Raw genomic sequence first — 24,811 nt, forward strand, 5'->3', positions numbered from 1 at the left:
AATTAATATTATATTCTGTTTTCATTTTGTTTGATAAACCATAGAGTCTGTGATATATTTTACCCAATAATTAAATATTTTGATTAGAGGAAGCGTTAATATCCTCTCTATTGTTAGAGGGGAACCAGCAATTTTTCTAGATATAGGTGGTGAATCTGCAGAGGGGTTTCCATTCTAGTAAACATAGCTTTATAGTAAATAATAAAAGACTAGGTGACATATGAATAATCCCCTAGTCTTTCATTGTTATTTAAGCATTGAATTCATAAACTCATCTACAAGTCTTGCATAATCCCCTCTACATATTAGATGATGGTTTCCCATGGGGTTGGTTAAAAAGTAGTTTACATCTTCATCCATATGGACTCTTATTTGAGTTCTACAGAGATTGTTATGATACATATTTTCTTTAATAGATATACTACTAACGAAATATTCCTCTAAATTGCTATTTAACTTAAATAAAGTAGCCTGTCCCTCTTGGATTTCTCCATGAATACCTACTCCTATACCAGATTCAAAATGGGTATCCAGTACATAGTCCTTGGTCATATCTAGGGGAACAGTACAATGGGCGAGAATTACCTCATTTTTTTCTATGTCTATACTAGATGGATTGGCCATAAATACCGGTTCATCTGATAGAGCATTTAGTATTAACATTGAAATCAACGCTGGTACATCCCCTTCGCAGGAAGATATTATTCCTTCATCGTTTAATAAGGATAAGGCTATACAACCTGTATTATGCACTGTAGATAATAAATCAAAACATCTAATAGTCAGTCCTGCAAGATAATATTTTTCAACTATATTTTTTAATGCTATATATATTCTTAGTGCCTCCCGTAAGCTATTGTTATTAAAGGATTCTTTGTATAGATCCATTATTTTTTTATTATCATCTAAGGTATCTAGCTTATTTACATCTACTCTATTTATTTCCTCTAATAGCTCTTCAATATCTATTTCTATAGCATTTATTTTAAACCTTTTATTTAAATCTTCATAGTCTACATGGGAAGCTATAAGCCAATCGGATGGCTTACCTATTATTCCTACATTTATTCCCCTTAACTTTTCTTTAGCCTTTATTATGCTGTTTATATCCCTTATCCTACTGGAAATATAATCTACACTACCGTGTAGTATCTCCCCTTTTAGACCTTGTTGTTTGAGAAATGTAAGTATCTCTAAAGAGGCTGCAAAGGAGTTGTTTTCTCCATTGGTAAGCAGGTAATAAGGTTCCTTTAATTTTTTATAATTTTGTTTAAATTGACCTTCTACTCCCCCAGAAGCAACAAATATTAAGGATAAGGGGTAATTAGAAAGGGTATCTATTTGACACTTTACAAAGTCCTCTTTTAGGTTTTTCTCTATAGTGTCTAAAAAACCCCAAGTATCCTCTTCCACCCTTTTAACATCATGAACTGGGGAGATCAAACTATAGATTCCTATTGCCATAATATCATCCTTTCTATTTTAATGTTTTTAATAATTAATTTTTCAACATAATCTATATCCTTTGTTCTTTATATTCCTCTACCATTTGATTAAATTCTTCTCCAGTAATAGTCTCTACTTCTAGTAGCCTACTGGCAACCATATCCAATAACTTTATATTATCTTCTAGTATCTTTCTAGATTTTTCATGGGAAGCTTTAATAAGCTTTAATACTTCATCATCTATTTCCTTTCCAGTGGTTTCGCTATAGTTTTTATTTGTGCCACCATCTATATATTGTCCATGAGAAGTTTCCAAACCCATCATGCCAAATTTTTCACTCATTCCATATTTAGTAACCATATTCCTAGCTATCTCTGTAGCTTTCTCAATATCATTGGAAGCCCCTGTTGATACTAGATCAAATTTTACCTCCTCGGCAGAACGGCCTCCAAATAAAATACATAGTTCGTTTTGTAAATCCTCTTTAGAAATTAGGTATTTCTCTCTTTCTGGTAGTTGCATGGTATAACCAAGGGAACCCATGGTCCTTGGCACTATGGTTATTTTAGCTACAGGATCTGTCCCCTCTAGCATTGCTGCCACTATGGCATGTCCAGCTTCATGATATGCTACTGCTTCTTTTTCCCTCTGAGACATGATTCTATCCTTTTTCTCTGCTCCTGCAATTACCGTCTCTATGGATTCCATTAGGTCTTCTTGTATTACATTTTTTCTCCCTAACCGCACTGCCCTAAGAGCTGCTTCATTAACTATATTGGCCAAGTCTGCCCCTGCTGCACCAGGGGTTGCTTTAGCAATATCCTCTAGATTAACATCCGGGCCTAGTTTAATGTTTTTAGAATGAACTTCCAATATCTTTAGTCTACCTTTTAAGTCTGGCGTATCTACGATAATTCGCCTATCAAACCTACCTGGCCTTAATAAAGCTGGATCTAGTATCTCTGGTCTATTAGTTGCTGCTAATATTACTACACCATTGGAGGAATCAAAACCATCCATCTCCGTTAATAATTGGTTTAGTGTTTGTTCTCTTTCGTCATTTCCACCATAGCCTGAACTATCTCGCCTTTTTCCAATAGCATCTATCTCATCTATAAATACTATACAAGGGGATTGTTCCTGAGCTTGTTTAAATAAATCCCTAACTCTAGATGCCCCCATACCAACAAACATCTGTACAAATTCGGAGCCAGATATAGAGAAAAATGGTACACTAGCTTCCCCTGCTATAGCCTTAGCCAATAGTGTTTTCCCCGTTCCCGGTGGTCCAACAAGCAAGGCTCCTTTTGGAAGTTTAGCTCCTATATCTGTATATTTTTCCGGATTCTTAATAAAATCCACTATTTCCTTTAAGGATTCTTTAGCTTCGTCTTGCCCTGCTACATCCTTAAAGGTTACACCTTCATGGTTTTCTGCATAGATAGTTCCTACTTTCCCACCCAAATTCATTGCATTACTACCCATTCTCTTAGCCATGCTTCTGGAGATTAGATTCCATATGAACATGATAAATATAATGGGTATTACCCAAGAGGTCAATAGATACTGGGCTATAGATACCTTTTGGGATTTAGCTTCATATTCCTCTACACCCCACTCCTCCAGCTTATCTACTAGATTTGGATCTTTCATATTGTTAGCTTTATACAATTTAGGGGATTTTCCCTTTTCTGGTTTTATTTCAAACAATATTTCATCAGTATCTACTTCTACGGATATAATTTTTCCTTCTTCTCCTAGCTTTACAAACTGACTATAGCTTACATTTTGTATAAACTTTTGCTTTAAATATCCATTAAATATGAAGTTCACAGCTAACATGATAAGCAAATAGTATATAAGCCATTTTTTCTTATCAAATCTTTTATTTCTTTTGTCACCTTTCATTTTTAATTTCCTCCATATGTTATAAAAAATACAACATTTTTATTGTATCATATAATACACATATCTACTTCTCCTACAAATAATATGCACATTTATGAAAAGGATTTCCTATCTAAAGGAAATCCTTTTTCTCTACTCCGTTTTATCCTCTTTGTCCTTTTTAATGTAACCTAATCTTTCCAATACAATACTGTATCCATCTACACCATAGTTTAGTGATCTATTGATCCTGCTGATGGTTGCAGTACTAGCTCCAGTTTTCTTTTCTATTTCATTGTAGGTCTTATTTAGTGTTAACAGCTTTGCAACTTCTAGCCTTTGAGCTATGGATTGTATTTCCTTTACCGTACATATATCCTCAAAAAACCTGTAGCATTCTTCCATATCTTTTAGCTGTAATATTGCTTCAAAAAAATCGTCTACTTGTTTGCTTTTTATCTTAGAGTTATAATCCGTCACCACAACAACCTCCCTAAGTTTATATTACCCTAATATTATGAAATATGCTAGCTTTATAAAAAAAGTCTGGTAGGGAATCCCTCCAGACTTTTTTGCTAAAACAGTCCCACAATTTCCCCGCTTTCCAATATGTCTATATTGTTTGCAGCAGGAACTTTTGGAAGTCCTGGCATAGTCATTATCTCTCCTGTTAGGGCTACTAAGAAGCCAGCCCCTCTAGATATCCTTATGTCCCTTACAGTAATTCTAAATCCTTCTGGTCTACCTAATACAGTTGGATCATCTGTAAGCGAATACTGAGTTTTTGCCATGCAAATTGGCATCTTATCAAAGCCTAATTTTTCGATATTAGCTATTTGCTTTTCGCAAGATTTAGTATAGTCAACGCCATCTGCTCCGTAAACTTCCTTAGCTATTTTTTCAATTTTTTCTTTAATAGTACTTTCTACATCATATATTGGTGCAAAGTTAGATTCTTTAGTTTCACATACTCTTACCACAGCTTCAGCTAATTCGATTCCACCTTCTCCACCTTTGCCCCAAACTTCTGACAATACAGCTTCTGCTCCTAGTTCTTTACATCTATCAAGTACATAGTTTAACTCAGCTTCCGTATCTGTTGGGAATTGGTTGATAGCTACTATTGCAGGTACTCCAAATTTATTAACATTTTCTATATGTTTTTCTAGATTTGCAAAACCTTCTTTTAAAGCTTCTAGGTTTTCTTCTCCTAATTGATCCTTTTTAACTCCGCCATTATATTTTAATGCTCTTATAGTAGCCACTATTACAGTAGCATCTGGTTTCAAGTCGCCAAATCTACACTTAATATCAAAGAATTTCTCAGCTCCTAGGTCAGCACCGAATCCTGCTTCTGTAATAGTATAATCAGCTAGCTTTAGAGCCATTTGTGTAGCTAACATAGAGTTACATCCATGGGCAATGTTTGCAAAAGGTCCACCATGAATTAATGCAGGTGTGTTTTCTAAAGTTTGTACTAGATTAGGATGGATTGCATCTTTCATAAGTACAGCTACAGCACCTTCTGCTTCTAGATCCTTAGCATATACTGGATCCCCATCATAGTTATAAGCTACAACTATTTCACCAACTCTTCTCTTGAAATCTTCTAGATCTTTTGATAAACAGAATATAGCCATTATTTCTGAAGCTACAGTTATATCAAATCCATCTTCCCTAGGCACTCCATTTGGTCTGCCTCCAAGGCCTACAACTATATTTCTCAATGCCCTGTCGTTCATATCCAGAACCCTTTTCCAAACAACTCTTCTAGGATCAATGTTTAATTTGTTGCCTTGATGTATATGGTTATCTAATAGAGCTGATATTAGGTTGTGAGCTGTGGTTATTGCATGGAAATCTCCAGTAAAATGAAGGTTAATATCCTCCATTGGCACTACCTGAGCATATCCCCCTCCAGCGGCTCCTCCTTTTATTCCAAAGCTTGGTCCAAGGGATGGTTCTCTTAGGGCTGTTATTGCAGATTTACCAATCTTGTTTAACCCCATTGAAAGACCTATATTAGTAGTAGTCTTTCCTTCTCCAGCAGGAGTTGGGTTAATAGCTGTAACTAAAACTAATTTTCCATCTTTCTTATCCTGTAGTTTTTCAAGTACATCTAATTTTATCTTCGCTTTGTACTTACCATATTGTACCAAATCATCTTCTTCTAGTCCTAGTTTCTCTGCCACCTCGATAATAGGTAACATCTTTGCTTCTTGAGCGATTTGAACATCTGTTTTCAATATTATTCCTCCTTATCATGTAATATTTGTATCTATGACCGCTTATATTGCAACCATAGATTAAAAATTCAGCATTATAACATAAGTAGTATGTACTCTAGTACATATTCTATTCCCAAGCAGTTTTTTGAATCAAGTCATCTGTTTTGCCATATTGTCTTAATATGTTATTAAAAAAATTTAGCTATATAGTATTATATCAAATAAATTAGATTTTTTGAAATAGTTTATTGTTTAATAATTTAAATCACTATAATATAATAAGAGAAACAATACAAAATAGATATAGAGAAATTAACCAAAAAAATAAGGGAAATCATCCCTTATTTTTTTGGTTTCCACTCTTTCCACACCTTACCAGCTAATTCAGGTGATGGGGTTAGCGTAGAACCTCCTTCTTGCCAACCAGAAGGTATTACTTCTCCTGTCTTTTGATGATGTTGATAAGCCTTGATCTGTCTTAATAGCTCCTCTGGATTCCTTCCTACAGGAGATGTTAATATTTCAGCAGCTTGTATTATGCCTTCTGGATCGATGATAAATCTACCTCTAATATTTACCCCTTCTTCTTCATCGTATACGTCAAATAGTTCTCCTATTTTTCCACCTGGGTCTGATAGCATAGGATATGGTATGCCCCCATCTACCATCTTAGATAGTTCTGTTTCATCCCATACTTTATGTGAGAATACACTATCTACTGATACAGACAATACTTCTACATTTAGTGATTGTAATGTGTCATAGCCAACGGCTATTTGTGTTAGCTCAGTAGGTCAGACAAAAGTAAAATCTCCAGGATAGAAGCATAATACAACCCATTTACCCCTGTAATCTTCTAGGTTAACATCGATAATTTTTCCCTGGTGATAAGCTTTTGCTTTAAAATTTGGTGTTTGTCTTCCAACTAACATTTATTGATCCTCCTTTGTTATTGTTTGCTAATTTAATGCTTGCTAATTATCATTTACCCATAAACTTTGTCTATAAACAAGGTAAAATGTATAATATTTATCTATATGACAATTTTAAATAAGAACATTGACAGCATGTTTCAAAATATCAAAATTGGGTAGTTTAAATATGGCACATCTTATACTTCATAGAAAGGAGAAACAAATGGACAACTTTTTTACTAAAAAACACAATATTTTAATCATAGCTCTTATATGTACTGCCCTGTGGGGAAGTGCATTTCCTGTAGTAAAAATAGGTTACGAATTACTTCAAATCAAACCGGCTGATATATATTCAAAGATATATTTTGCAGGATTAAGATTTTTTATAGCCTCTATTATGGTTTTATTAATTCAAAAGATTGTTCTTAAGGAAAGAATCCATGTAAATAGATCTAATCTAAAACCTATAATTATATTAGGTCTACTACAGACCTCATTACAATACTTTTTCTTCTACATAGGAGTAGCCAATACCTCTGGAATAAAATCTGCAATACTTCAATCAGGGAGTACTTTTTTTACGGTTATTGCTGCTCACTTTATCTATGCTGAAGATAAGCTAAATTTTAATAGGGTATTAAGCCTTATATTAGGCTTTAGTGGAGTTGTCTTAGTAAATCTAGGTAAAGACTTAGACCTAAGTTTCAAATTTGTTGGGGAAGGCTTTTTAATCATATCTGCCTTACTAAGTACCGTTGCAACTATATATGTAAAAAGTATATCCAGCAATATTAATCCCTTTTTATTATCTGGAGGGCAGATGTTTTCTGGTTCACTGCTATTATTAATTATCGGTAAATTTGGCCTAAGGGGCAATGGTTTGAACTTTAATACGGCTAGCTTTAGTCTACTATTATATGCTGCCTTTATATCTGCAGCTGCCTTCACCCTCTGGTATATGTTGCTTAAGTACAATCCACCAGGAAAAGTAAGTGTATATAGATTATTTATTCCCATATTTGGTTCCATTTTCTCCGCAATGTTTATTAAAGGAGAACAGTTTACCCTTAATCTAATAATCGGATTAATATTGGTAGTACTAGGGATATTTGCATTAAATATGGATAATAGGATTGGGACTAAGCCAAAAAAATAAAACTTGGACAGTAATGTAAGCTGTCCAAGTTTTATTTTTCGGCTATATCCTTTCTATAATAAATCCCTTGAAAATTAATCCTATCAATATTATCATAAGACCTATTCCTAGCATCTTCTAAAGTATCTCCTAGAGCAGTTACTGAAAGGACCCGGCCTCCATTAGTATATAGTTTATTGCCTATTCTTTTCGTTCCATTGTGAAATATTATTATATCTTTGTCTAAATCATCTAGCCCCTTTATCTCCTTATCTTTTTCATAGCTTCCTGGATAGCCTTTGGATGTAGCCACTATAGTAACACAAGGCCTTTCGGTCCATATTAAATCTTCCGTTCTTAAATTCCCATCTATAGTCTTTTGGAAAATATCAATTATATCCGTTTCAAGTCTTGGAATTAATACCTCTGTCTCAGGATCTCCAAATCTACAGTTAAACTCTAGCACCTTAGGGCCCTTTTCAGTAAGCATAAGTCCTATGAACAATATGCCATTATAGTCTAAATATTCATATTCTAAGCCCTTTTCTATGTTTGAGAGTATCTCCCTTTGTATAGTCTTCTTCAAATCTTCATCCATCAAAGGATTAGGTGAAAAGCAACCAACTCCTCCTGTATTAGCTCCTCTATCTCCGTCGAATATCCTCTTATAATCTTTAGCTGATTCCATGGGAAATATCCTTCCATCGGAAACAAAACATAATAAAGAGGTTTCTGTACCTACTAAAAACTCTTCTATTATTATAGTATCCCCTTGGGAGCCGAAAGTTTTATCTACCATTATATGCTTTAGAGCATCTATTCCTTCACTTCTGGATTCACAGATTACCACGCCCTTACCAAGACACAATCCATCAGCTTTAATTACCACAGGATAATCAAACTCTTCCAGCCCATCGATAGCCTTGTCTACACTAGTATAGGCTTTGTACCTAGCTGTAGATACGCTATACTTTTCCATAAATTTCTTAGCAAAAACCTTACTTCCTTCCAATTGGGCTGCTTTCTTATTTACTCCAAATATACGAAGCCCTTTTGCCTTAAATCTATCTACTATACCCATTACCAAAGGATCCTCTGGACCTACTATCGTTAAATCTATGGATTCCTTTAGAGCAAAATCCACTAGCCTGTCTATTTCATTGGCATTTATGCCTATATTCTCAGCTATAGTCTCTGTACCTCCATTTCCAGGGGCACAAAATACCTTGGATACCCTTTTGCTCTGTGCTATTTTCCAACACAAAGCATGTTCCCTACCACCGCCGCCTATGACCAATACCTTCATAGTATCCCTTCTTTCCTAAAGGTTAATGTTTGAAATGTCTCATACCCGTAAATATCATGGCTATATCATGTCTATTTGCTTCTTCTATGGATTCTTGATCCTTTATGGAGCCACCAGGTTGAATAATGGCCGTAACCCCGGCCTTTGCTAAGGCCTCTACTGAATCCTTAAAAGGGAAAAATCCATCAGAAGCTAACACAGAACCTTCAACCTTTTCTCCCGCCCTTTCAATGGCATTTTCTACAGCCCATACCCTATTTACCTCTCCTAAACCTATACCAATAGTTGCCTTATCTTTTACTAAAAGTACCCCATTGGATTTGACTCCCTTCACTGCCTTCCATGCAAATAGCAAATCTTCCATTTCATCATCCGTTGGCTTTCTATTGGTTACCACTCTAAGTTCTTCACCTAATAGTTGTATATCCCTTTCCTGTAGTAGTATTCCACCTAGTACTTTTTTTATATCATAGGATTTGTAATCTTTTTTCTCTATTTGGGGAATTTTAAGAACCCTTATATTCTTCTTAGATGTTAAAATAGCCAAGGCCTTCTTGGTATAGGAAGGTGCCATAACTACCTCTATGAATATGTCATTTATTAATTTTGCAACTTCCTCATCAATTTCCCTATTGGCTGCTATAATTCCACCAAATATTGATATGGTATCGGATTCATAAGCTTTTCTGTAGGCTTCTAATATGTCTCCTCCACCACCTATGCCGCAGGGATTAGCATGTTTTACTGCCACTACCGTTGGTTCATCAAATTCTTTCAATATCTCCAAAGCTCCATTGCTGTCATTAATATTGTTGAAGGATAATTCCTTTCCATGGATTTGAATAGCCCCAGCTATGGTACCTTCTAAATCATCCCTTTCCTTGAAAAATACCGCCTTCTGATGCGGGTTTTCTCCATAGCGTAATTCTTGTTTATCTTTGAATACTAAGGTAACTATATCTGGGAACTCAACCGACTCCAAATCATTAAAATAATTTGCTATTAAGGAATCATAATAGGCAGTATATTGAAATACCTTCATGGCTAAATATCTTCTAGTATCTAGACTAGTCTCTCCTTTGGATTTAATCTCATCTAATACCTTTGCATAATCAGAAGGATCCATTACTACCGTTACAAATTCATAATTTTTGGCTGCTGCCCTTATCATAGAAGGACCGCCTATATCTATATTTTCTATTATCTCTTCATGGCCTACCCCTTCCCTTTTTATCGTCTCTTCAAAAGGGTATAGATTGTTGACTACCATATCTATAGAGTTTATATTTAGCTCTTTTAATTTATCTACATGATTCTTGTCATTCCTTTTATATAAGAGTCCTCCATGGATATTGGGATGAAGGGTTTTTACTCTACCATCTAATATTTCAGGAAATTGGGTCACTTCAGATATATCTATTACATCTATCCCTGCTTCCTTTAAAGTTTTATATGTGCCTCCAGTTGAGATTACTTCCCAACCTAATCTATTTAATTCCGTCGCAAAGGGGACTACCCCCTCTTTATCATAAACGCTTATTAACGCTCTTTTCATATTATCACCTCTAGTTAATGATTACCTTTCTTCCTTGGAAAGATAAACTTCCTTGGCAGTAGAGCCGTATCGCTTCTGGTAATAGTTGATGCTCTACCTGAAGCACCCTTGATTTTAAGCTTTCTACGGTATCGTCATCTTTTACTACTACTGCTTTTTGCAGGATAATAGGGCCTGTGTCCGTTCCTTCATCTACAAAGTGGACAGTTACTCCAGTAATTTTCACACCATAGTCCAATGCCATTTCATGGACTCGTTCCCCATAGCAACCTTTTCCACAAAAACTAGGGATTAGAGAAGGGTGAATGTTTATTATCCTGTTTTTATAGCTTTCAATAAATTCCTTGGACAATACCCTTAAATATCCTGCCAGTACTACTAATTCTACATTTCGCTTAGAAAATTCCTCCATAATCCTTCTGTTGAATTCCTCTTCTGTGGTAAATTTCTTCCTATCTATATATAGGGTATCTATCCCGGCCTTTTTAGCTCTTATCAATCCATAGGCTTCTTTGCTATTGGATATAACTATCTTTATATCCCCATCTATATTTCCACCCTTGATATTATCTATGATTGCTTGGAGATTAGTTCCACCACCAGAGATCAGAACCCCTATATTTACCATAATATTACCTTCTCCTGACCTTTTTTGATTTCACCTAATAGGATGGCCTCTTCGCCTTGGTCCTTTAACAGATTTTTTATTTTCTCCCCTTCATCTTTAGAAACTGCTAAAACCATTCCAATGCCCATATTAAAAGTAGAATACATCTCTTCAGTAGGGATATTCCCCCAAATTTGTAATAGATTAAATATCCTTGGGGTATTTATTCTATCAGTATAGATATGAGCTGTTAATCCTTCAGGAAGAATCCTTGGAATATTTTCATAAAATCCACCGCCAGTTATATGGGCCATTCCCTTAATATTAAACTTATCTACTAAAGGTCTAATAGCTTTTGTATATATTCTGGTAGGTATCAATAGTTCTTCTCCAATGGTAGTTCCTAGTTCTGGTATGAACTCATCTACAGTCATATTCTGTTTTTCAAATATGATTTTCCTTACAAGAGAGTACCCATTACTATGAACTCCAGAGGAAGGAAGGCCTATTAATATATCCCCTTCTACTATATTGGAACCATCTATTATCCTTTCCTTATCCACTATACCTACACAAAAACCTGCTAAATCATATTCATCTATATTATAAAAGCCAGGCATCTCCGCTGTTTCTCCACCGATCAATGCACATTCTCCCTTGACGCATCCATTGGCAATGCCTTCAACTATACCTGCCATCTTCTCTGGAATTAGTTTTCCCGTAGCAATGTAATCTAAGAAAAATAGAGGTTTAGCGCCTTGGCATAATATGTCATTTACACACATAGCTACACAATCTTCTCCTATGGTACTATGTTTATCCATCATGAAGGCAATCTTTAATTTAGTTCCCACTCCATCAGTGCCAGAAACCAATACCGGTTCCCTATAGGAGCTTGTATCTAACTGAAACAGTCCCGCAAATCCTCCAATATCCGATATCACATTCTCTGTATGGGTTTTACCTATTATGTTTTTTATGAGCTTCACCTGTTTGTAACCTGCTTCTTTGTCTACTCCTGCATCCTTATAGCTAATGGTCATTGCCCTTCTCCTTTCTGTTCACTGATCTCTAAAGGGATAATTCCCTTCAAAACAACCAGTACAATATATATCTTCGCCCCCTGCCGCTTCTAAAAGCCCCTTCAATGATAAAAAGCACAAGGAATCAGCATCTATTATCTCCTTTATTTCATCTATAGTCTTTCCTTTTGCTATTAAATTATCTCCCCTAGATGTATTGATACCTAGATTACAGCTATGGGTAACTGGTGGAGCTGATATCCTTACATGGACTTCTTTAGCCCCCGCTTTTTTCAACATGGAGACAGTCCTCTTCATAGTAGTCCCTCTGACGATGGAGTCGTCTACTAGGATTACCCGCTTTCCTTCTACATTCTCCTTCAATACGTTTAACTTTATCCTAACCCCTTGTTCCCTTAACTCTTGGGTTGGTTTGATAAAAGTTCTACCTACATATCTATTCTTTATCAAGCCTTCATCGTAGGGTATGCCTGATTCCTCTGCATAGCCTATGGCAGCTACCGTTCCTGAATCAGGAGCAGATATTACTATATCTCCTCCTTGAGGACACTCCTTAGCAAGATTCCTGCCAGCTTCTCGTCGTATGAGATATATGCTTTTTCCATCTAATTTGCTGTCGGGACGAGCAAAGTAGATTATTTCAAATAAACATATATTCTTGGCTTCAGGTTTTTTGGTCCTTAAAGATTTTATCTCCCCTTGAATTATCTCTACCATCTCTCCTGGCTCTACATCTCGAACAAACTCTGCACCTATAGTATCTAAAGCACAAGTTTCCGAAGACAATATATAATCCTCTTCTAATTTTCCAATGCACAAAGGTTTCATACCATAGGGGTCCCTTATGCCAATTAGTCTATCGTTAGTCATGATCACCAATGCATAGGAACCTTTTATATCCTTTACTGCTTCTATTATGGCTTGTTCAATATCATCCTTGTGGTATTTAGCAATTAAATTTGCAATAACTTCTGTATCCATAGAGGATTGAAATATAATTCCTCCATCTTCCAATTTTTCCCGTAACTCCACAAAGTTTATCAAGGAACCATCGTAGGCTAGAGCTAATGCTCCTTTTTTGTATCCTGCTACCAAAGGTTCTATATTGGCCGTAATATTTTCTCCAGCAATACCCTGGCGAATATGTCCTATGCCTATATTCCCTCTCAGTCTATTTAACTCATCCTTATCAAATACTTCCTGTACCAATCCTAAATCCTTATGATAATCAATATATCCATTGTTATTTACTGCAATCCCAGCACTATCCTGTCCTCTATGCTGCAATGCATATAATCCATAGTACATTATTTTAGATATATACCTATTTTCCCTACTATATATTCCAATAACTCCAGACAAAGGTCTCCATCCTTTCGGTCTACTTTTTCATCTGAGCATCCATTTCCATTACTTTTTTGGACATTTCCATCTTATATTCCTTAAACTTTTCTCTTAATTCAGAGTACTTTACCGATAATATTTGTACCGCTAATAAACCTGCATTTTCCCCTCCATTTATAGCTACTGTAGCCACTGGTATTCCCTTTGGCATCTGAACTATGGATAGTAGGGAATCCATACCATCCATAGTTGATGATTTTATAGGCAGCCCAATAACTGGTAGGGGAGTTATAGCAGCTATAACGCCAGCTAAATGGGCTGCTTTACCAGCAATAGCAATTATGACTTCTATACCATCTTCTTCCGCCTTCTTAGCAAAATCTAAGGCTTCATAAGGAGTTCTATGAGCAGAAATGACCCTCATCTCCACATCTACTCCAAATTTTTTGAGTATCTCAACGGATTTGTCCGCTACTTCCTTATCAGATATACTTCCCATTACAACGGCAACTTTCATTAAATAACACCCTTTCCATATAATTGCATAAAGGATATCCTTCAGCTTTAACCAAAATAATCAATTCCTGCCTTAAATATATTATCCTCTTTAACCCTTCCTATGTTTTTATACAATCCATCCTCTAGCCTATCGGAACTAGCCATTTTCCCTAGTACCCTTCCATCAGGGCTAGTGATAGACTCTATACCTTCAGTTGAGCCTGTCGGATTGTAGTCTACATATTGGGTGGCAATTTGTCCTTTTTCTATTAATTCATCTATTAGTTTTTCATCGCCAACTACTCTACCTTCCTTAGTAGATAGGGGAAGGATTATCTTCTGTCCTACCTCCACATTACTAAACCAAGGGGACAAATTGGATACTACTTTTACCTTTACCATAGTAGATACATGATAACCCGATTTATTGTAGGTAATATTTAATCCATTAGCTAATAGTCCAGACTTTACCAACGCCTTAAATCCGCTTCCTATTCCCAATACCAAACCATCCCTGTTGTCTAATAAATCCATTACCGCTTCTTTAATATAGGGACTTTTCAATATATTGGCTATTAATTTTCCTCCGCCATCAGGTTCGTTACCTAAAACTGCACCATCAGGTATAGCTAATACTTGACACTGACGAATCCTATTTGCCATTTCTTTATAGGATGAATCTATCTCTTCTTTTGTAATGGTTCTAAAAACAAAGGAATCTACCTTACCTCCTGCTTTTTCAAAGGACTTTTCCATATCGTATTCACCATGAGTTCCTGTGAATATAGGTATGAATACCTTAGGCTTAGCTATTTTAATATTAGTGGATTTTTTTAGACTATTAGTATAATGGATTTCCCTTGGATTATATTCACCGTCTGCTATTGGGAATACATCTACTAATGGCTTAGTCCATTGTTCTATGAGATAGTCTATATCTATTTTTTCATTTAATACCTCAATATGTCTTTCTTCTATGGTCCTGCCTAATAGCTTATAGCCAATATCTTCTGATAGCTCCTCTGGACTTTCCTCTATTTCAACGATAATAGAACCATACATAGGTAAAAATAATTGTTTTTCATCTATATTTGAATCAAACTTAAATCCAATTTTATTTCCAAAGCTCATCTCCGATATGCTTCTTCCAATACCGCCAAACTTTACTGAAGAAGCAGATATTATCTTTCCTTCATCTATTAATTCTTTAATCCTAGTATAATTTGTCTTTAGCTGTTCAAAATCCACCATACCCTTTTCATCTATATTTAATGGAATCAATACAATATTATTTCCTACTCCCTTGAACTCTGGAGAAATGATGTTTTCCATATTGTCATAGCTTACTGCAAAGCTTATTAGGGTAGGAGGCACATCTATGTCTTCAAAGGTTCCTGACATACTATCCTTTCCACCAATACTTGGCAAATCCAAATGTTTCTCTACTAGAAATGCACCTAATAGGGCTGCAAAGGGTTTGCCCCATTTTTTTCTATCTTCATCTAGTCTTTCAAAATACTCTTGAAAGGATAGCCTAATCTTTCTATAGTCTCCTCCCATAGCCGTTATCCTAGCTAAAGACTCTATTACTGCATACAACCCTCCATGGAAAGGACTCCACTTTGACAAATTCGGCTCATAACCATAGCTCATCAAGGAACAAGTATTGGTCTTTCCATGTAATACAGGTATTTTTGCAACCATTCCTTCTGCAGGAGTAAGCTTATACTTTCCTCCCAAAGGCATCAAAACCGTTCCCCTACCCACAGAGTGATCAAATTTTTCTACTAACCCTTTTTGACTAGCATTATTTAAATGGAGCATGTTTTTTATCCAGTTTTCCTTTATGTCCCTACCATCTAAGTGCACTGGGTTAGCCTTTAGATAATTTTCATCATCAAAACCGCCTACCAATACCTGAGCCTTTTTTCTTATACCATTAGTATCTAAAAAGGCTCTGGAAATATCTACTATAGTCTCATCTTTCCATTCCATAACCAGCCTATTTTCATCAATTACTCGTGCTACAACTGTGGTCTCTAAATCTTCTGCCTTGGCAAACTTTAGGAACTCATCTAAATCTTCTCTATCTATTACAACTGCCATTCTCTCTTGAGATTCGGATAAGGCTATTTCCGTACCATCTAGTCCTGGATATTTTACGGGTACCTTATCCAAATCTATAAAAAGCCCATCAGCCAACTCTCCTATAGCTACGGAAACTCCTCCAGCACCAAAGTCATTACATTTTTTGATCATCCTGCTAACCTTTTCATCCCTAAACAATCGAAGGATTTTCCTCTCTAGGGGAGGATTTCCCTTTTGTACCTCTGCACCACCAGTTTCTAAGGATTCTTCTGTATGGCCTTTAGAAGAGCCTACTGCTCCACCTAATCCATCCTTGCCAGTCCTCCCTCCTACTAATAAGACTAGATCCCCTGGTTCGGGAGTTTTTCTTACTACATTTTCCTTTGGTGCTGCAGCCACCAATGCTCCTACTTCCATCCTTTTGGCTACATATCCTTCATGATAAATTTCCCTAACAAATCCAGCAGGTATTCCTATTTGATTTCCATAGGAACTATAGCCTTCCATAGCTTTCTGGGTGATCTTCCTTTGAGGCAATTTCCCTTTTAAAGTGTCTTCAAAGCTTTCCCTTGGATCTGCTGCACCAGTAATCCGCATAGCTTGATAAACATAGGATCGACCGGAAAGGGGATCTCTAATTCCTCCTCCAAGACAAGTAGAAGCACCACCAAAAGGCTCTATTTCCGTTGGATGATTGTGGGTTTCGTTTTTAAACATTAAAAGCCACTTTTCTACTTTCCCATCAACATCCACATCTATCTCTATACTAGCTGCATTTATCTCTTCTGACTCCTCTAAATCATCTAATAAGCCCTTCTTCTTTATTTCCTTCATATTTATAGTAGCCAAATCCATCAAACATATGGGCTTTTTACCCTTTTCATATACATATTCTCTCGATCTTAAATATTCTTTGAAGGCTCCTTCTATTAGTGATCTATATTTATTTTCATCAAATTGTATATCCACTATTTCCGTCATAAAAGTAGTATGTCTACAATGGTCAGACCAATAGGTATCTATTAGCTTTAATTCTGTAATGGTTGGGTTTCGCCCTTCTTCCTCTTTAAAATATCTTTGACAGAATAACATATCTTCCATATCCATTCCCAGTTCATATCTTGATTTGGCTTGAGCTATATCTTCTTCTGTCATATTAATAAACCCATCTATCATTTCTACTTCATCGACAATATCTTTTTCTTCCCTATAGCTAATATAATCTAAGCTTATCTCCCTCATCTCAACAGGATTGATATAGTAATCCTTGATCTTGTTTAACTGTTCTTCATCAATACCTTCAAATATTATTAGCATAGAATGTTTAACCTTTATATCCTTACCTAATAGTATTTTTATGGCTTGAGTTAAAGCATCTTCCCTTTGATTGTATTGACTAGGAAGAAATTCTACTCTAAAGTGTTTCTCCTTTTCATCTAGTGGAAAAAGTTCTTCATATGCATAGTCCAAATTCCCATCTATGAGGATGTTTTTTACTATTGCGTCATAATCCTCTTTAGATATCTGAATAAGATCGTATATGTTGACTACCCTTACCCTCCTTAAATTTTCAATTCCTAAATACTCCTTAGCATCCTTATATAGCGATTTTGCATCTATATTGAAATCTTCCCTTTTTTCTACAAATACTCTTTTATGGTCCAAAGCGGATCCCTCCTTAAAAATAAATATAGCCCAGTCAGGTAGGTTAAGCGAAACCTACCCGACTGGGCTTTTATCCCTTCGGTGTAATATTGTGCATTACAACATCTGTACCGCTTGGACCAGACGAGAAAACACATCCCCGGAACCCTAGGTACACTTTCGCTCATAGCCAAATGATTTACGGTCATTTTGTAGAAACTTCTCAACCATATTATGAGAATTATATGAGCTAATTATTCAATTTTCTAACTTAATAGTACCAGTGGGTTTGATAATTGTCAAGAATTATTTTTAACATCACAACTCTATAATAGCATTATTGCAGTTACAGTGGGATTGATCTAATCCTTCTTTAAAGATTTCAATAAATATATTAGTTATCTTCTCCTTGTTATCTTCCATTACCCCTTGGATATCGTGCAATGTTATCTCACCGCTCATTCCAGTACACCAATTGGAAATTATTCCAATGGTTGCATAGCACATGCCTAGTTCCTTCGCCAATACTACTTCTGGTACGCTAGTCATACCTACTACATCGCCACCCATAGTTTTAAACATCACTATTTCCTGAGCAGTTTCAAATCTTGGGCCTTCAGTACACACATAAACTGCATCGCCTTTTATTTTCAATCCCTGGTCTTTTGCAATTGCATAGAATCTTTCTCTGAGGTTTTTACAGTAAGGCTCACTCATATCTACATGCTTTACTGGTTCATCTCCTCCTTCGAAAAAAGTTACAGGCCTAGACTTGGTAAAATCCAAAAAATCCTTAATAACTACTACATCCCCTGGTTCATAGTTTTCATTACATGAACCTACAGCTGCTGTAGAATATATATACTTTACTCCCATCTCCTTTAGCGCCATCATATTAGCCCTATAGTTTATTAGATGGGGTGGCACCGAATGGCCTTTACCATGTCTAGCTAAAAATATGACCTCTTCCCCGTCCATATTCAATACATCTAATTCAACTTCCCCATATTTGGTTTTTACCACTTTATTATAGCCTTCTCCCCCAGCATCATATACTCCTGTACCTCCGATTATTGCTTTATCCATATTAATCCCTCCCTTTGCTTTTTAACCTGTCCATAGGTCTTAGACATTTCTAACATCAAGGTCATTTCATCTTCTGAAAGAACAACCGATTATCCTTTATCACAACTCCATATTATCATTTGGTAAATCTTCTATCAACTATATTCTAACTCTCCCATAATAAGGGTAATAAAAAACCATTATGTCTAATAGTATTTATTAGTTAAATAGTATTTAAAAAGGGGGAGTTTCTATGTTAACAGAAAAGGAATATGTTCAGAAGTCGCTAGAGCTAAATCTGTTCTTTGGAAGAATCATGAAAGAACATATGATATTCATGGAGGCTAGTTTATCAGTAAGAAATAGTAATCTCATTTTAGAAGCAGACCAGCTTAAAAGATCCTTTGAGGAGATACTGTGGGAAGCAATAGCTTTATCAGATGAAGTCATCAGTAAAGAGGTAGTAGATTCTAATGAGCTTGTAACCAATTACACCTTGGATGCAGAAAAAATAACGGAAAAACTTACCGGTATATGCATAAACAAGGATATTACACTAGCTGAACTTGAACTAAAATCCAATCCAAACTGTAAATATCCAGCAAGTCTAGAAAGATACGTTTTTGAATTGAACAACAGGATTATCAATTTAATGATGGATGTTATCAAATTTAAAGAATATGTTTTGGAGGGTGTGCTAAACTGTAGTATACATATAGCCCTATACCCATTGTTATTAGAGCATCTTATAGAAGAGGCAAAACTGTATCTAAAATATTTAATAGATCTACAAGAAAAGATGAAACCAAGAAACACCATATTGGAGCAAGAAGCCTTCTGGGACGATATAATGGGGGAACATGCCGAGTTTATAAGGGGATTTTTAGATCCCACGGAAAAAGAGTTACTTGATATAACCAATAAATTCGCTATACTCTTTGAAGAACTTGAACAAAAGACCAAAGAAGCAACTAAAGAAGACATACCAGTGATTACAGAAGAAAACTTAAAAGCAGCTAAGGAAATAAAGGATTTTAAAACTGCTGGAACAGAAGGTCTGGTAGACTGCAAGATCAGATCTATAATAATTCCGCTACTAGGAGACCATGTATTGAGAGAAGCCAATCACTATATTAGGCTACTAAAATCCTTCAAAAAAGTTAAATAAGATATCAAATATTCCCCCCAAATATTCACCCCCGGCAAATATTCACCCCCGGCACTAACTTACTAACTTATTTGTATAGAAAAGTACAGCTTTCAGTTTTTTATCAATTGGAAAGGAGAGTTTTATGTTATCAAGAAAAGAGTATATTAGAACATCCTTGGAATTGAACCTATTCTTTGGGAGAATAATGAAGGAACATATGATTTTCATGGAGGCAGGTCTGCTAATAAAAAATAGCTCCTTTATTCTAGAAGGTGACCAACTCAAAAGATCTTTTGAGGAAATTTTGCTAGAAACCGTTGCCCTATCTAAAGGCGCTATTAGTCAGGAAGTAATAGATTCAAAAGAACTGGTAACATCATTTACCCTTAACTCTGAAAGGATCACGGAAAATAATACGGGTATATGTATAGATAAGGAAATAACATTAGCAGAGCTTGAACTAGAGTCAAATCCATCTTTTGATTTTCCACCTGGGTTAGAAAAACAAATTAATAATATTAATCAAAGAGCTATTAATTTAGTTATAGAAGTTATAAAATTTAAAGAAAAAGTCTTAGCTAAACTACTAAAATGCAATGTGTTTGCGAATCTATATCAGCTTCTTATAGATCATATATTAAGGGAAGCCAAATTCTATTTAAAGTCATTGGAGGACATTCAAAGTCGAGTAAAACCTACTAATGATATATTAGAACAAGAAGTGTTTTGGGACACTATCATGAAAGAACATGCCTTTTTTATAAGAGGTCTATTGGATCCAACAGAAATAGAGTTATTTAATACGGCCAATGATTTTGGCCAAAGGTTTAGTGAGCTCATAGATATGACCGAAAAAGCAACGGAAAAAGATATTCCTGAAATAACAAGAGAAGCAATAGAGTTGACTACTGAAATTCGAGATTTTAAAGCAACTGGGACAGAAGGCTTGATAGATTGTGAAATAAAAGCTATGGCTTATCCTTTACTAGGGGATCATATATTAAGAGAGGCCAATAGATATCTCCGGATATTGAACAGCTATTTGAATATCCGTCCCCAGTAAATATCCATCCCTGACACTAATTTGCTAACTTGTTTGCCTAGGTTTAAATTTTGAAATCAACCATATTCTTGTAATCCCTTGGATTCCAACTTCCACAGTCCATTCCAGAAACATATAAGAATATGCAATGCCCTATAGCATTGCATATTCTTCTTTGGTGTAAAATGTCCTTGATCTTAAATAATCTGGAATATTTTGTTCTTCATCATTTATGATTATATTAGCGTATTTTCTTGCAATTTCAAGGCAATAAATATTATTATTTCCAAATAGTTTGTCAATGCATCTTAATCTAATTTTTAAGTTATCATCTAAATTATGGATGTGGAAAAGTGTCAGGAATTTTTCACATCTCCCTTTAAACGCAAATTCAGGATCAAGGCTCTCAATATTCTCATTATCAAATATAAAATCAATCTGGAACCAGCCATTATCAAATGACAGGGCTGTTTTGCAAAACTCTTCTACATACTGTCTATTTTGATCGGCTCTTGATATTCTTGAAAACTCTTCAAGCTCATCGATGAAAATTAAAAATTCGCTTGTACCACTTATGCCTTTCATTTGAAATCTAGAACATGTATGATTGGTTACAGCATTAAGTATTTCATGAAAAGATATGAACTTGGCAACATCAACCTCATCCTGTAGAATATTATTATAGTCACTATAACTAAATTTAAATGTATTAAAAGAATAGATGGTTTTCATCAATAGAAAAGCACTCATAATACCGTGCTCATAATGTTCAAAGTCATTGGAAAAACTCAGACGTTTTGTTATATCCATTATCATCTTAATATTTGATCTTTCCCTCATATATTGCTGCAGTTTTTTATATTCAGTTTCACTTAATTTATCAAGTTCATCATCATCAACTAATATTTTACCATCCTTCTCAATAATAGCCTTTTCAATTATCTTTCCCATCTCGCTATCTTCTTCAGTATCGATTTCAAAGCTTAATTCAAAACCACAACACATAAAATCAATGAAATCATCAATAAAACTTTGTTGAACATTTGTATAGTTAAAATTAAATTCATCATAATTTTTTACATGGAAGTAGGGCAATATCTTTTGAATAGATTTATTTATTTTGCTTATTTTCTTTATAGGATATCCAAGATCATGGGTTAATGCAGCAATACACCATATTGCATCTTCATTAGTTACTAAATTGTTTATATTATCTGATATGTAAAGAAGATCTTTAAAAAGTATGTTATGTTTAGATTTCCGCAAAGGGATATCATAATTTTCAAGTAACTTTTGTATTTGCTCGAATTCATCGATTAAAACATCCTTAAAATCACCACTTTTTTTAATATATTCTCCAAGAAAATATACCCAAAGGCAGTGCAAAGTATGATCCCTATAAAATGAATCTGATGCAAATATTAATTCTTCAAAATTTACATATTCGTCAAAGTATGCAAAAATATCATCGTACCCTCTTTTATCAGGATCTATATAACTCATAGCTGCTTCAAAAAGAAGTTTCCATAAATTCTTAGCAATTTTAATTCTATTGTGCATATCCTTTTCTTCTAATAGCAAATTAATTTCTTTTGAAATATTATCTTTATAGTTGTCTTTGTCCTCCAAAAATTTTATATTATCCTTTTCCATCTGTTCTAGATAAAATTTAAGAACAATTTGTTCATCCACATATGCCAATTTTATCCCCTCCTAAAGACTTTTTATTGATAAATACCTGCCCAAACCCTAACTTACTTATCTAGTTAAATATCTACATAAAAATTGCCCTTCCATTTTAGTTAATTACATTAAAAACATCCCATAATTTTTAAGCTAAGGAATGTTTTTAATATTTAATATTTTTCATACCCTAATATAAATATAGGCTTATCACATTTTATTACAAAAAAGTTAGTATATAAGGTCTTTACTTTTTAATTTCATTGATTAAAGCTTCAGGGTTCAATATTTTATATTCATCATTACTATCACCTAAACGAACCTCGGTAGTTGTTTTGTTTAAAGCAGCATTAAATTCTTCTGGTGTAATATTCGGATTTTCTTGACAGCATAAAGCATAAATTCCAGCAGTATATGGCACTGCCCAGCTCATACCTCCTGAATAATAAAATACATATTTATCCTCCCCCGTAGGGCTGGCTATACATCTAGAATCCATAGGTACCAATATATCATCTTTAACCATCCTATATTCAGCATCCCTCCAAAAATACCCTTTTGTATAGGAATTTAAATCATTTGGATCTCCTAAGGGATCCCGTCCAACTCCCATTATACTGGCTCCTACATGAATGGTATATATTCCTTCATTAGAAGCCCTGTTTATAGCCTCTTGGACCAAATCTACATTCTTTAATTCTGGATTATCTATTCCTAAGGAAATTGAAATTACACGTATTTTTTTATCTATAGGTAATGTTTTATTAATTTCTATTATCCTATCAATAGATTTTGCAAGCCAGTACAAATCCCAATCAAATCCATCTTTCTTAAATACTCCATGGGTTTCAGCAATATAATATAAGTCTGCTTCGGGAGCAACTCCTACATTTTTACCAACTGCAATAGATGCAACTGCCGGCCCATGCATTTGAGCAAAATCTGAATTAATATGAATTTCCTCATATAATTTAATCCGATCCTTATATTCCAAATGGTTTACTAGAAGAGATTGATCTATTATGGCAATACCTACTCCCTTTCCAGTAATACCTTTTTCATGAAGCTTTCTTATTCCTAAACCTGGATCCATTCCGTATTCTTTTATTTTTTCAATATCATACTCTTTAGGTATATTGCCTGGCCACTTTGTATCATCATCAAAATCTGCAGTTAATAAATAATCTAATTCGTTAGAAAGGTCAATATTAGATATATCTTTGCTTCGTAAATCATGGGAAGATTCAGTCCCATCATCCTTTGGTAATTCATTCAATTTATAGTCAAAGTACTCTGTATAATCATCAGATTTTGGAGTTTTTACGATGGCTATAGTTCCTTCAGGAGAAAGAATTGTAGTATATCCATCTTCATATTCTATTACCCTGTAGCCTTCGGAGGTGGTATACTCATTTGCTATCTTCTCATATGTATTATCTGCACTAACTTCTGTATCCTTTTCAGTATCTGCACTTTCAATTATATCTGTTGCAGGCAATTCACTTTCTTTACCATCATTGTCAGTAGTAGAACCACAGGCCGTAAGTAGAAGCATTAAAGACAAGACTATTACCAACTTTTTCATTATTTTATCCCCCTATTTGGTGAATTTTATCTATCGCCTTAGAATATCACCTATTATTTTAATCCTATTATATCAGAATGTTTAGCCAATTGTATTAAAATCATCCCATAATTTTGAATAATTTGGTATATTAATTCAGTAACCCAATCCTAATTTTAGTCTCCATATTACATTAAAAATAAGTTTATATATAAATTTGTAGTAATATGGGTATAAATAAATTACTACAATAATGGAGGTTTGATTTTATGAAAAATATAATAACAATTGAGTATTGTACAGCTTGAGGCTATCTTGGAAGAGCAGTTGCTCTAACTAGATCTATATTGAACGAGCATAAGAATAATATTTCTGAGGTTACACTATTTCCATCCTCTGGTGGTGTTTTTGAAGTAAGTCTAAATGATGAACTAATCTTCTCTAAAAAAGATTTAGATCGATATCCAGAAAAAGGTGAAGTAGAAGAGATTATCAGGAATAAATTATCTTAAAATTATACAGCAAATCTTATATGGATAGGATAAGCTATACTAAATAGGACTATTAATTTTTAAACAATAGTATAATATTATTCATAGAGAATTTCC

At 34.7% G+C, this 24,811-nt stretch carries 19 protein-coding genes and 1 riboswitch; of the genes, 4 read left to right on the forward strand and 15 right to left on the reverse strand.

Annotated elements, in window-relative coordinates; genetic code table 11:
* Positions 1-246 precede the first annotated feature (246 nt).
* From C3E88_RS11885 to prxU, 5 genes are all read right to left on the reverse strand, one after another.
* On the reverse strand, positions 247-1,464 hold the full coding sequence (locus tag C3E88_RS11885; RefSeq protein ID WP_236910402.1) for a hypothetical protein: 1,218 nt from the start codon (positions 1,462-1,464) through the stop codon (positions 247-249).
* 52 nt (positions 1,465-1,516) lie between these two features.
* The gene (gene ftsH / locus C3E88_RS11890) at positions 1,517-3,355 is read right to left on the reverse strand and encodes an ATP-dependent zinc metalloprotease FtsH (protein ID WP_236910403.1); all 1,839 of its coding nucleotides are present in this window, start codon (positions 3,353-3,355) and stop codon (positions 1,517-1,519) included.
* A 132-nt stretch (positions 3,356-3,487) separates the two neighbouring features.
* Positions 3,488-3,814 carry a YerC/YecD family TrpR-related protein gene (locus C3E88_RS11895; RefSeq protein ID WP_236910404.1) on the reverse strand — a complete coding sequence of 109 codons (327 nt, stop codon included), beginning with the start codon at positions 3,812-3,814 and terminating at the stop codon, positions 3,488-3,490.
* Between the two features lie 95 nt (positions 3,815-3,909).
* Positions 3,910-5,580 carry a formate--tetrahydrofolate ligase gene (locus C3E88_RS11900; RefSeq protein ID WP_236910405.1) on the reverse strand — a complete coding sequence of 557 codons (1,671 nt, stop codon included), beginning with the start codon at positions 5,578-5,580 and terminating at the stop codon, positions 3,910-3,912.
* A gap of 323 nt (positions 5,581-5,903) precedes the next feature.
* Complete coding sequence (gene prxU, locus C3E88_RS11905; protein ID WP_236910406.1) at positions 5,904-6,494, reverse strand: thioredoxin-dependent peroxiredoxin; 591 nt, start codon at positions 6,492-6,494, stop codon at positions 5,904-5,906.
* A 205-nt stretch (positions 6,495-6,699) separates the two neighbouring features.
* Here prxU and C3E88_RS11910 point away from each other — a divergent pair, with 205 nt between their 5' ends.
* Positions 6,700-7,635: a DMT family transporter gene (locus C3E88_RS11910; protein ID WP_236910407.1), complete on the forward strand. Its 936-nt coding sequence runs from the start codon at positions 6,700-6,702 to the stop codon at positions 7,633-7,635.
* Positions 7,636-7,666: 31 nt separating this feature from the next.
* Here C3E88_RS11910 and purD read toward each other — a convergent pair whose 3' ends face one another.
* From purD to C3E88_RS11950, 8 genes are all read right to left on the reverse strand, one after another.
* Entirely contained in the window at positions 7,667-8,920 is a 1,254-nt protein-coding gene (purD, locus tag C3E88_RS11915) for a phosphoribosylamine--glycine ligase (protein WP_236910408.1), read from the reverse strand.
* A gap of 22 nt (positions 8,921-8,942) precedes the next feature.
* Positions 8,943-10,475 carry a bifunctional phosphoribosylaminoimidazolecarboxamide formyltransferase/IMP cyclohydrolase gene (purH, locus tag C3E88_RS11920; protein WP_236910409.1) on the reverse strand — a complete coding sequence of 511 codons (1,533 nt, stop codon included), beginning with the start codon at positions 10,473-10,475 and terminating at the stop codon, positions 8,943-8,945.
* A gap of 10 nt (positions 10,476-10,485) precedes the next feature.
* On the reverse strand, positions 10,486-11,103 hold the full coding sequence (gene purN, locus C3E88_RS11925; protein ID WP_236910410.1) for a phosphoribosylglycinamide formyltransferase: 618 nt from the start codon (positions 11,101-11,103) through the stop codon (positions 10,486-10,488).
* A complete protein-coding gene (purM, locus tag C3E88_RS11930) occupies positions 11,097-12,125 on the reverse strand; it encodes a phosphoribosylformylglycinamidine cyclo-ligase (protein ID WP_236910411.1) in 1,029 nt (342 codons plus the stop codon). The genes purN and purM overlap by 7 nt, the downstream gene beginning before the upstream one ends.
* An 18-nt stretch (positions 12,126-12,143) precedes the next feature.
* A complete protein-coding gene (gene purF / locus C3E88_RS11935; protein WP_236910412.1) occupies positions 12,144-13,487 on the reverse strand; it encodes an amidophosphoribosyltransferase in 1,344 nt (447 codons plus the stop codon).
* Positions 13,488-13,506: 19 nt separating this feature from the next.
* A complete protein-coding gene (purE, locus tag C3E88_RS11940; protein WP_236910413.1) occupies positions 13,507-13,986 on the reverse strand; it encodes a 5-(carboxyamino)imidazole ribonucleotide mutase in 480 nt (159 codons plus the stop codon).
* A gap of 47 nt (positions 13,987-14,033) precedes the next feature.
* The gene (locus tag C3E88_RS11945; RefSeq protein ID WP_236910414.1) at positions 14,034-17,720 is read right to left on the reverse strand and encodes a phosphoribosylformylglycinamidine synthase; all 3,687 of its coding nucleotides are present in this window, start codon (positions 17,718-17,720) and stop codon (positions 14,034-14,036) included.
* Positions 17,721-17,866: 146 nt separating this feature from the next.
* A riboswitch (purine riboswitch) is annotated at positions 17,867-17,968 on the reverse strand.
* Between the two features lie 49 nt (positions 17,969-18,017).
* Positions 18,018-18,785 carry an S-methyl-5'-thioinosine phosphorylase gene (locus C3E88_RS11950; RefSeq protein ID WP_236910415.1) on the reverse strand — a complete coding sequence of 256 codons (768 nt, stop codon included), beginning with the start codon at positions 18,783-18,785 and terminating at the stop codon, positions 18,018-18,020.
* 232 nt (positions 18,786-19,017) lie between these two features.
* Here C3E88_RS11950 and C3E88_RS11955 point away from each other — a divergent pair, with 232 nt between their 5' ends.
* A complete protein-coding gene (locus C3E88_RS11955; protein ID WP_236910416.1) occupies positions 19,018-19,932 on the forward strand; it encodes a DUF2935 domain-containing protein in 915 nt (304 codons plus the stop codon).
* A gap of 124 nt (positions 19,933-20,056) precedes the next feature.
* Positions 20,057-20,977 carry a DUF2935 domain-containing protein gene (locus C3E88_RS11960; protein ID WP_236910417.1) on the forward strand — a complete coding sequence of 307 codons (921 nt, stop codon included), beginning with the start codon at positions 20,057-20,059 and terminating at the stop codon, positions 20,975-20,977.
* A gap of 132 nt (positions 20,978-21,109) precedes the next feature.
* Here the strand turns inward: C3E88_RS11960 and C3E88_RS11965 are convergent, their stop codons facing one another.
* Both C3E88_RS11965 and C3E88_RS11970 read right to left on the reverse strand, forming a co-directional pair.
* On the reverse strand, positions 21,110-22,657 hold the full coding sequence (locus C3E88_RS11965) for a hypothetical protein (protein WP_236910418.1): 1,548 nt from the start codon (positions 22,655-22,657) through the stop codon (positions 21,110-21,112).
* A 229-nt stretch (positions 22,658-22,886) separates the two neighbouring features.
* Positions 22,887-24,224: a S8 family serine peptidase gene (locus C3E88_RS11970; RefSeq protein WP_236910419.1), complete on the reverse strand. Its 1,338-nt coding sequence runs from the start codon at positions 24,222-24,224 to the stop codon at positions 22,887-22,889.
* A 248-nt stretch (positions 24,225-24,472) separates the two neighbouring features.
* Between C3E88_RS11970 and C3E88_RS11975 the strand changes: the two genes are divergently transcribed.
* Entirely contained in the window at positions 24,473-24,715 is a 243-nt protein-coding gene (locus tag C3E88_RS11975; RefSeq protein ID WP_442870644.1) for a SelT/SelW/SelH family protein, read from the forward strand.
* The last annotated feature ends 96 nt before the right edge of the window (positions 24,716-24,811 follow it).

The sequence above is a fragment of the Clostridium sp. Cult3 genome (genome assembly GCF_021655115.1).
Classification (GTDB): domain Bacteria; phylum Bacillota; class Clostridia; order Tissierellales; family Tepidimicrobiaceae; genus PPXY01.

Bases quoted from the DNA above. Each gene is read 5' to 3' on its own strand.
- C3E88_RS11885 (WP_236910402.1), bottom strand. From the start codon at position 1,464: ATGGCAATAGGAATCTATAGTTTGATCTCCCCAGTTCATGATGTTAAA.
- ftsH (WP_236910403.1), bottom strand. From the start codon at position 3,355: ATGAAAGGTGACAAAAGAAATAAAAGATTTGATAAGAAAAAATGGCTT.
- C3E88_RS11910 (WP_236910407.1), top strand. From the start codon at position 6,700: ATGGACAACTTTTTTACTAAAAAACACAATATTTTAATCATAGCTCTT.
- purD (WP_236910408.1), bottom strand. From the start codon at position 8,920: ATGAAGGTATTGGTCATAGGCGGCGGTGGTAGGGAACATGCTTTGTGT.
- purH (WP_236910409.1), bottom strand. From the start codon at position 10,475: ATGAAAAGAGCGTTAATAAGCGTTTATGATAAAGAGGGGGTAGTCCCC.
- purN (WP_236910410.1), bottom strand. From the start codon at position 11,103: ATGGTAAATATAGGGGTTCTGATCTCTGGTGGTGGAACTAATCTCCAA.
- purM (WP_236910411.1), bottom strand. From the start codon at position 12,125: ATGACCATTAGCTATAAGGATGCAGGAGTAGACAAAGAAGCAGGTTAC.
- purE (WP_236910413.1), bottom strand. From the start codon at position 13,986: ATGAAAGTTGCCGTTGTAATGGGAAGTATATCTGATAAGGAAGTAGCG.
- C3E88_RS11950 (WP_236910415.1), bottom strand. From the start codon at position 18,785: ATGGATAAAGCAATAATCGGAGGTACAGGAGTATATGATGCTGGGGGA.
- C3E88_RS11955 (WP_236910416.1), top strand. From the start codon at position 19,018: ATGTTAACAGAAAAGGAATATGTTCAGAAGTCGCTAGAGCTAAATCTG.
- C3E88_RS11960 (WP_236910417.1), top strand. From the start codon at position 20,057: ATGTTATCAAGAAAAGAGTATATTAGAACATCCTTGGAATTGAACCTA.
- C3E88_RS11970 (WP_236910419.1), bottom strand. From the start codon at position 24,224: ATGAAAAAGTTGGTAATAGTCTTGTCTTTAATGCTTCTACTTACGGCC.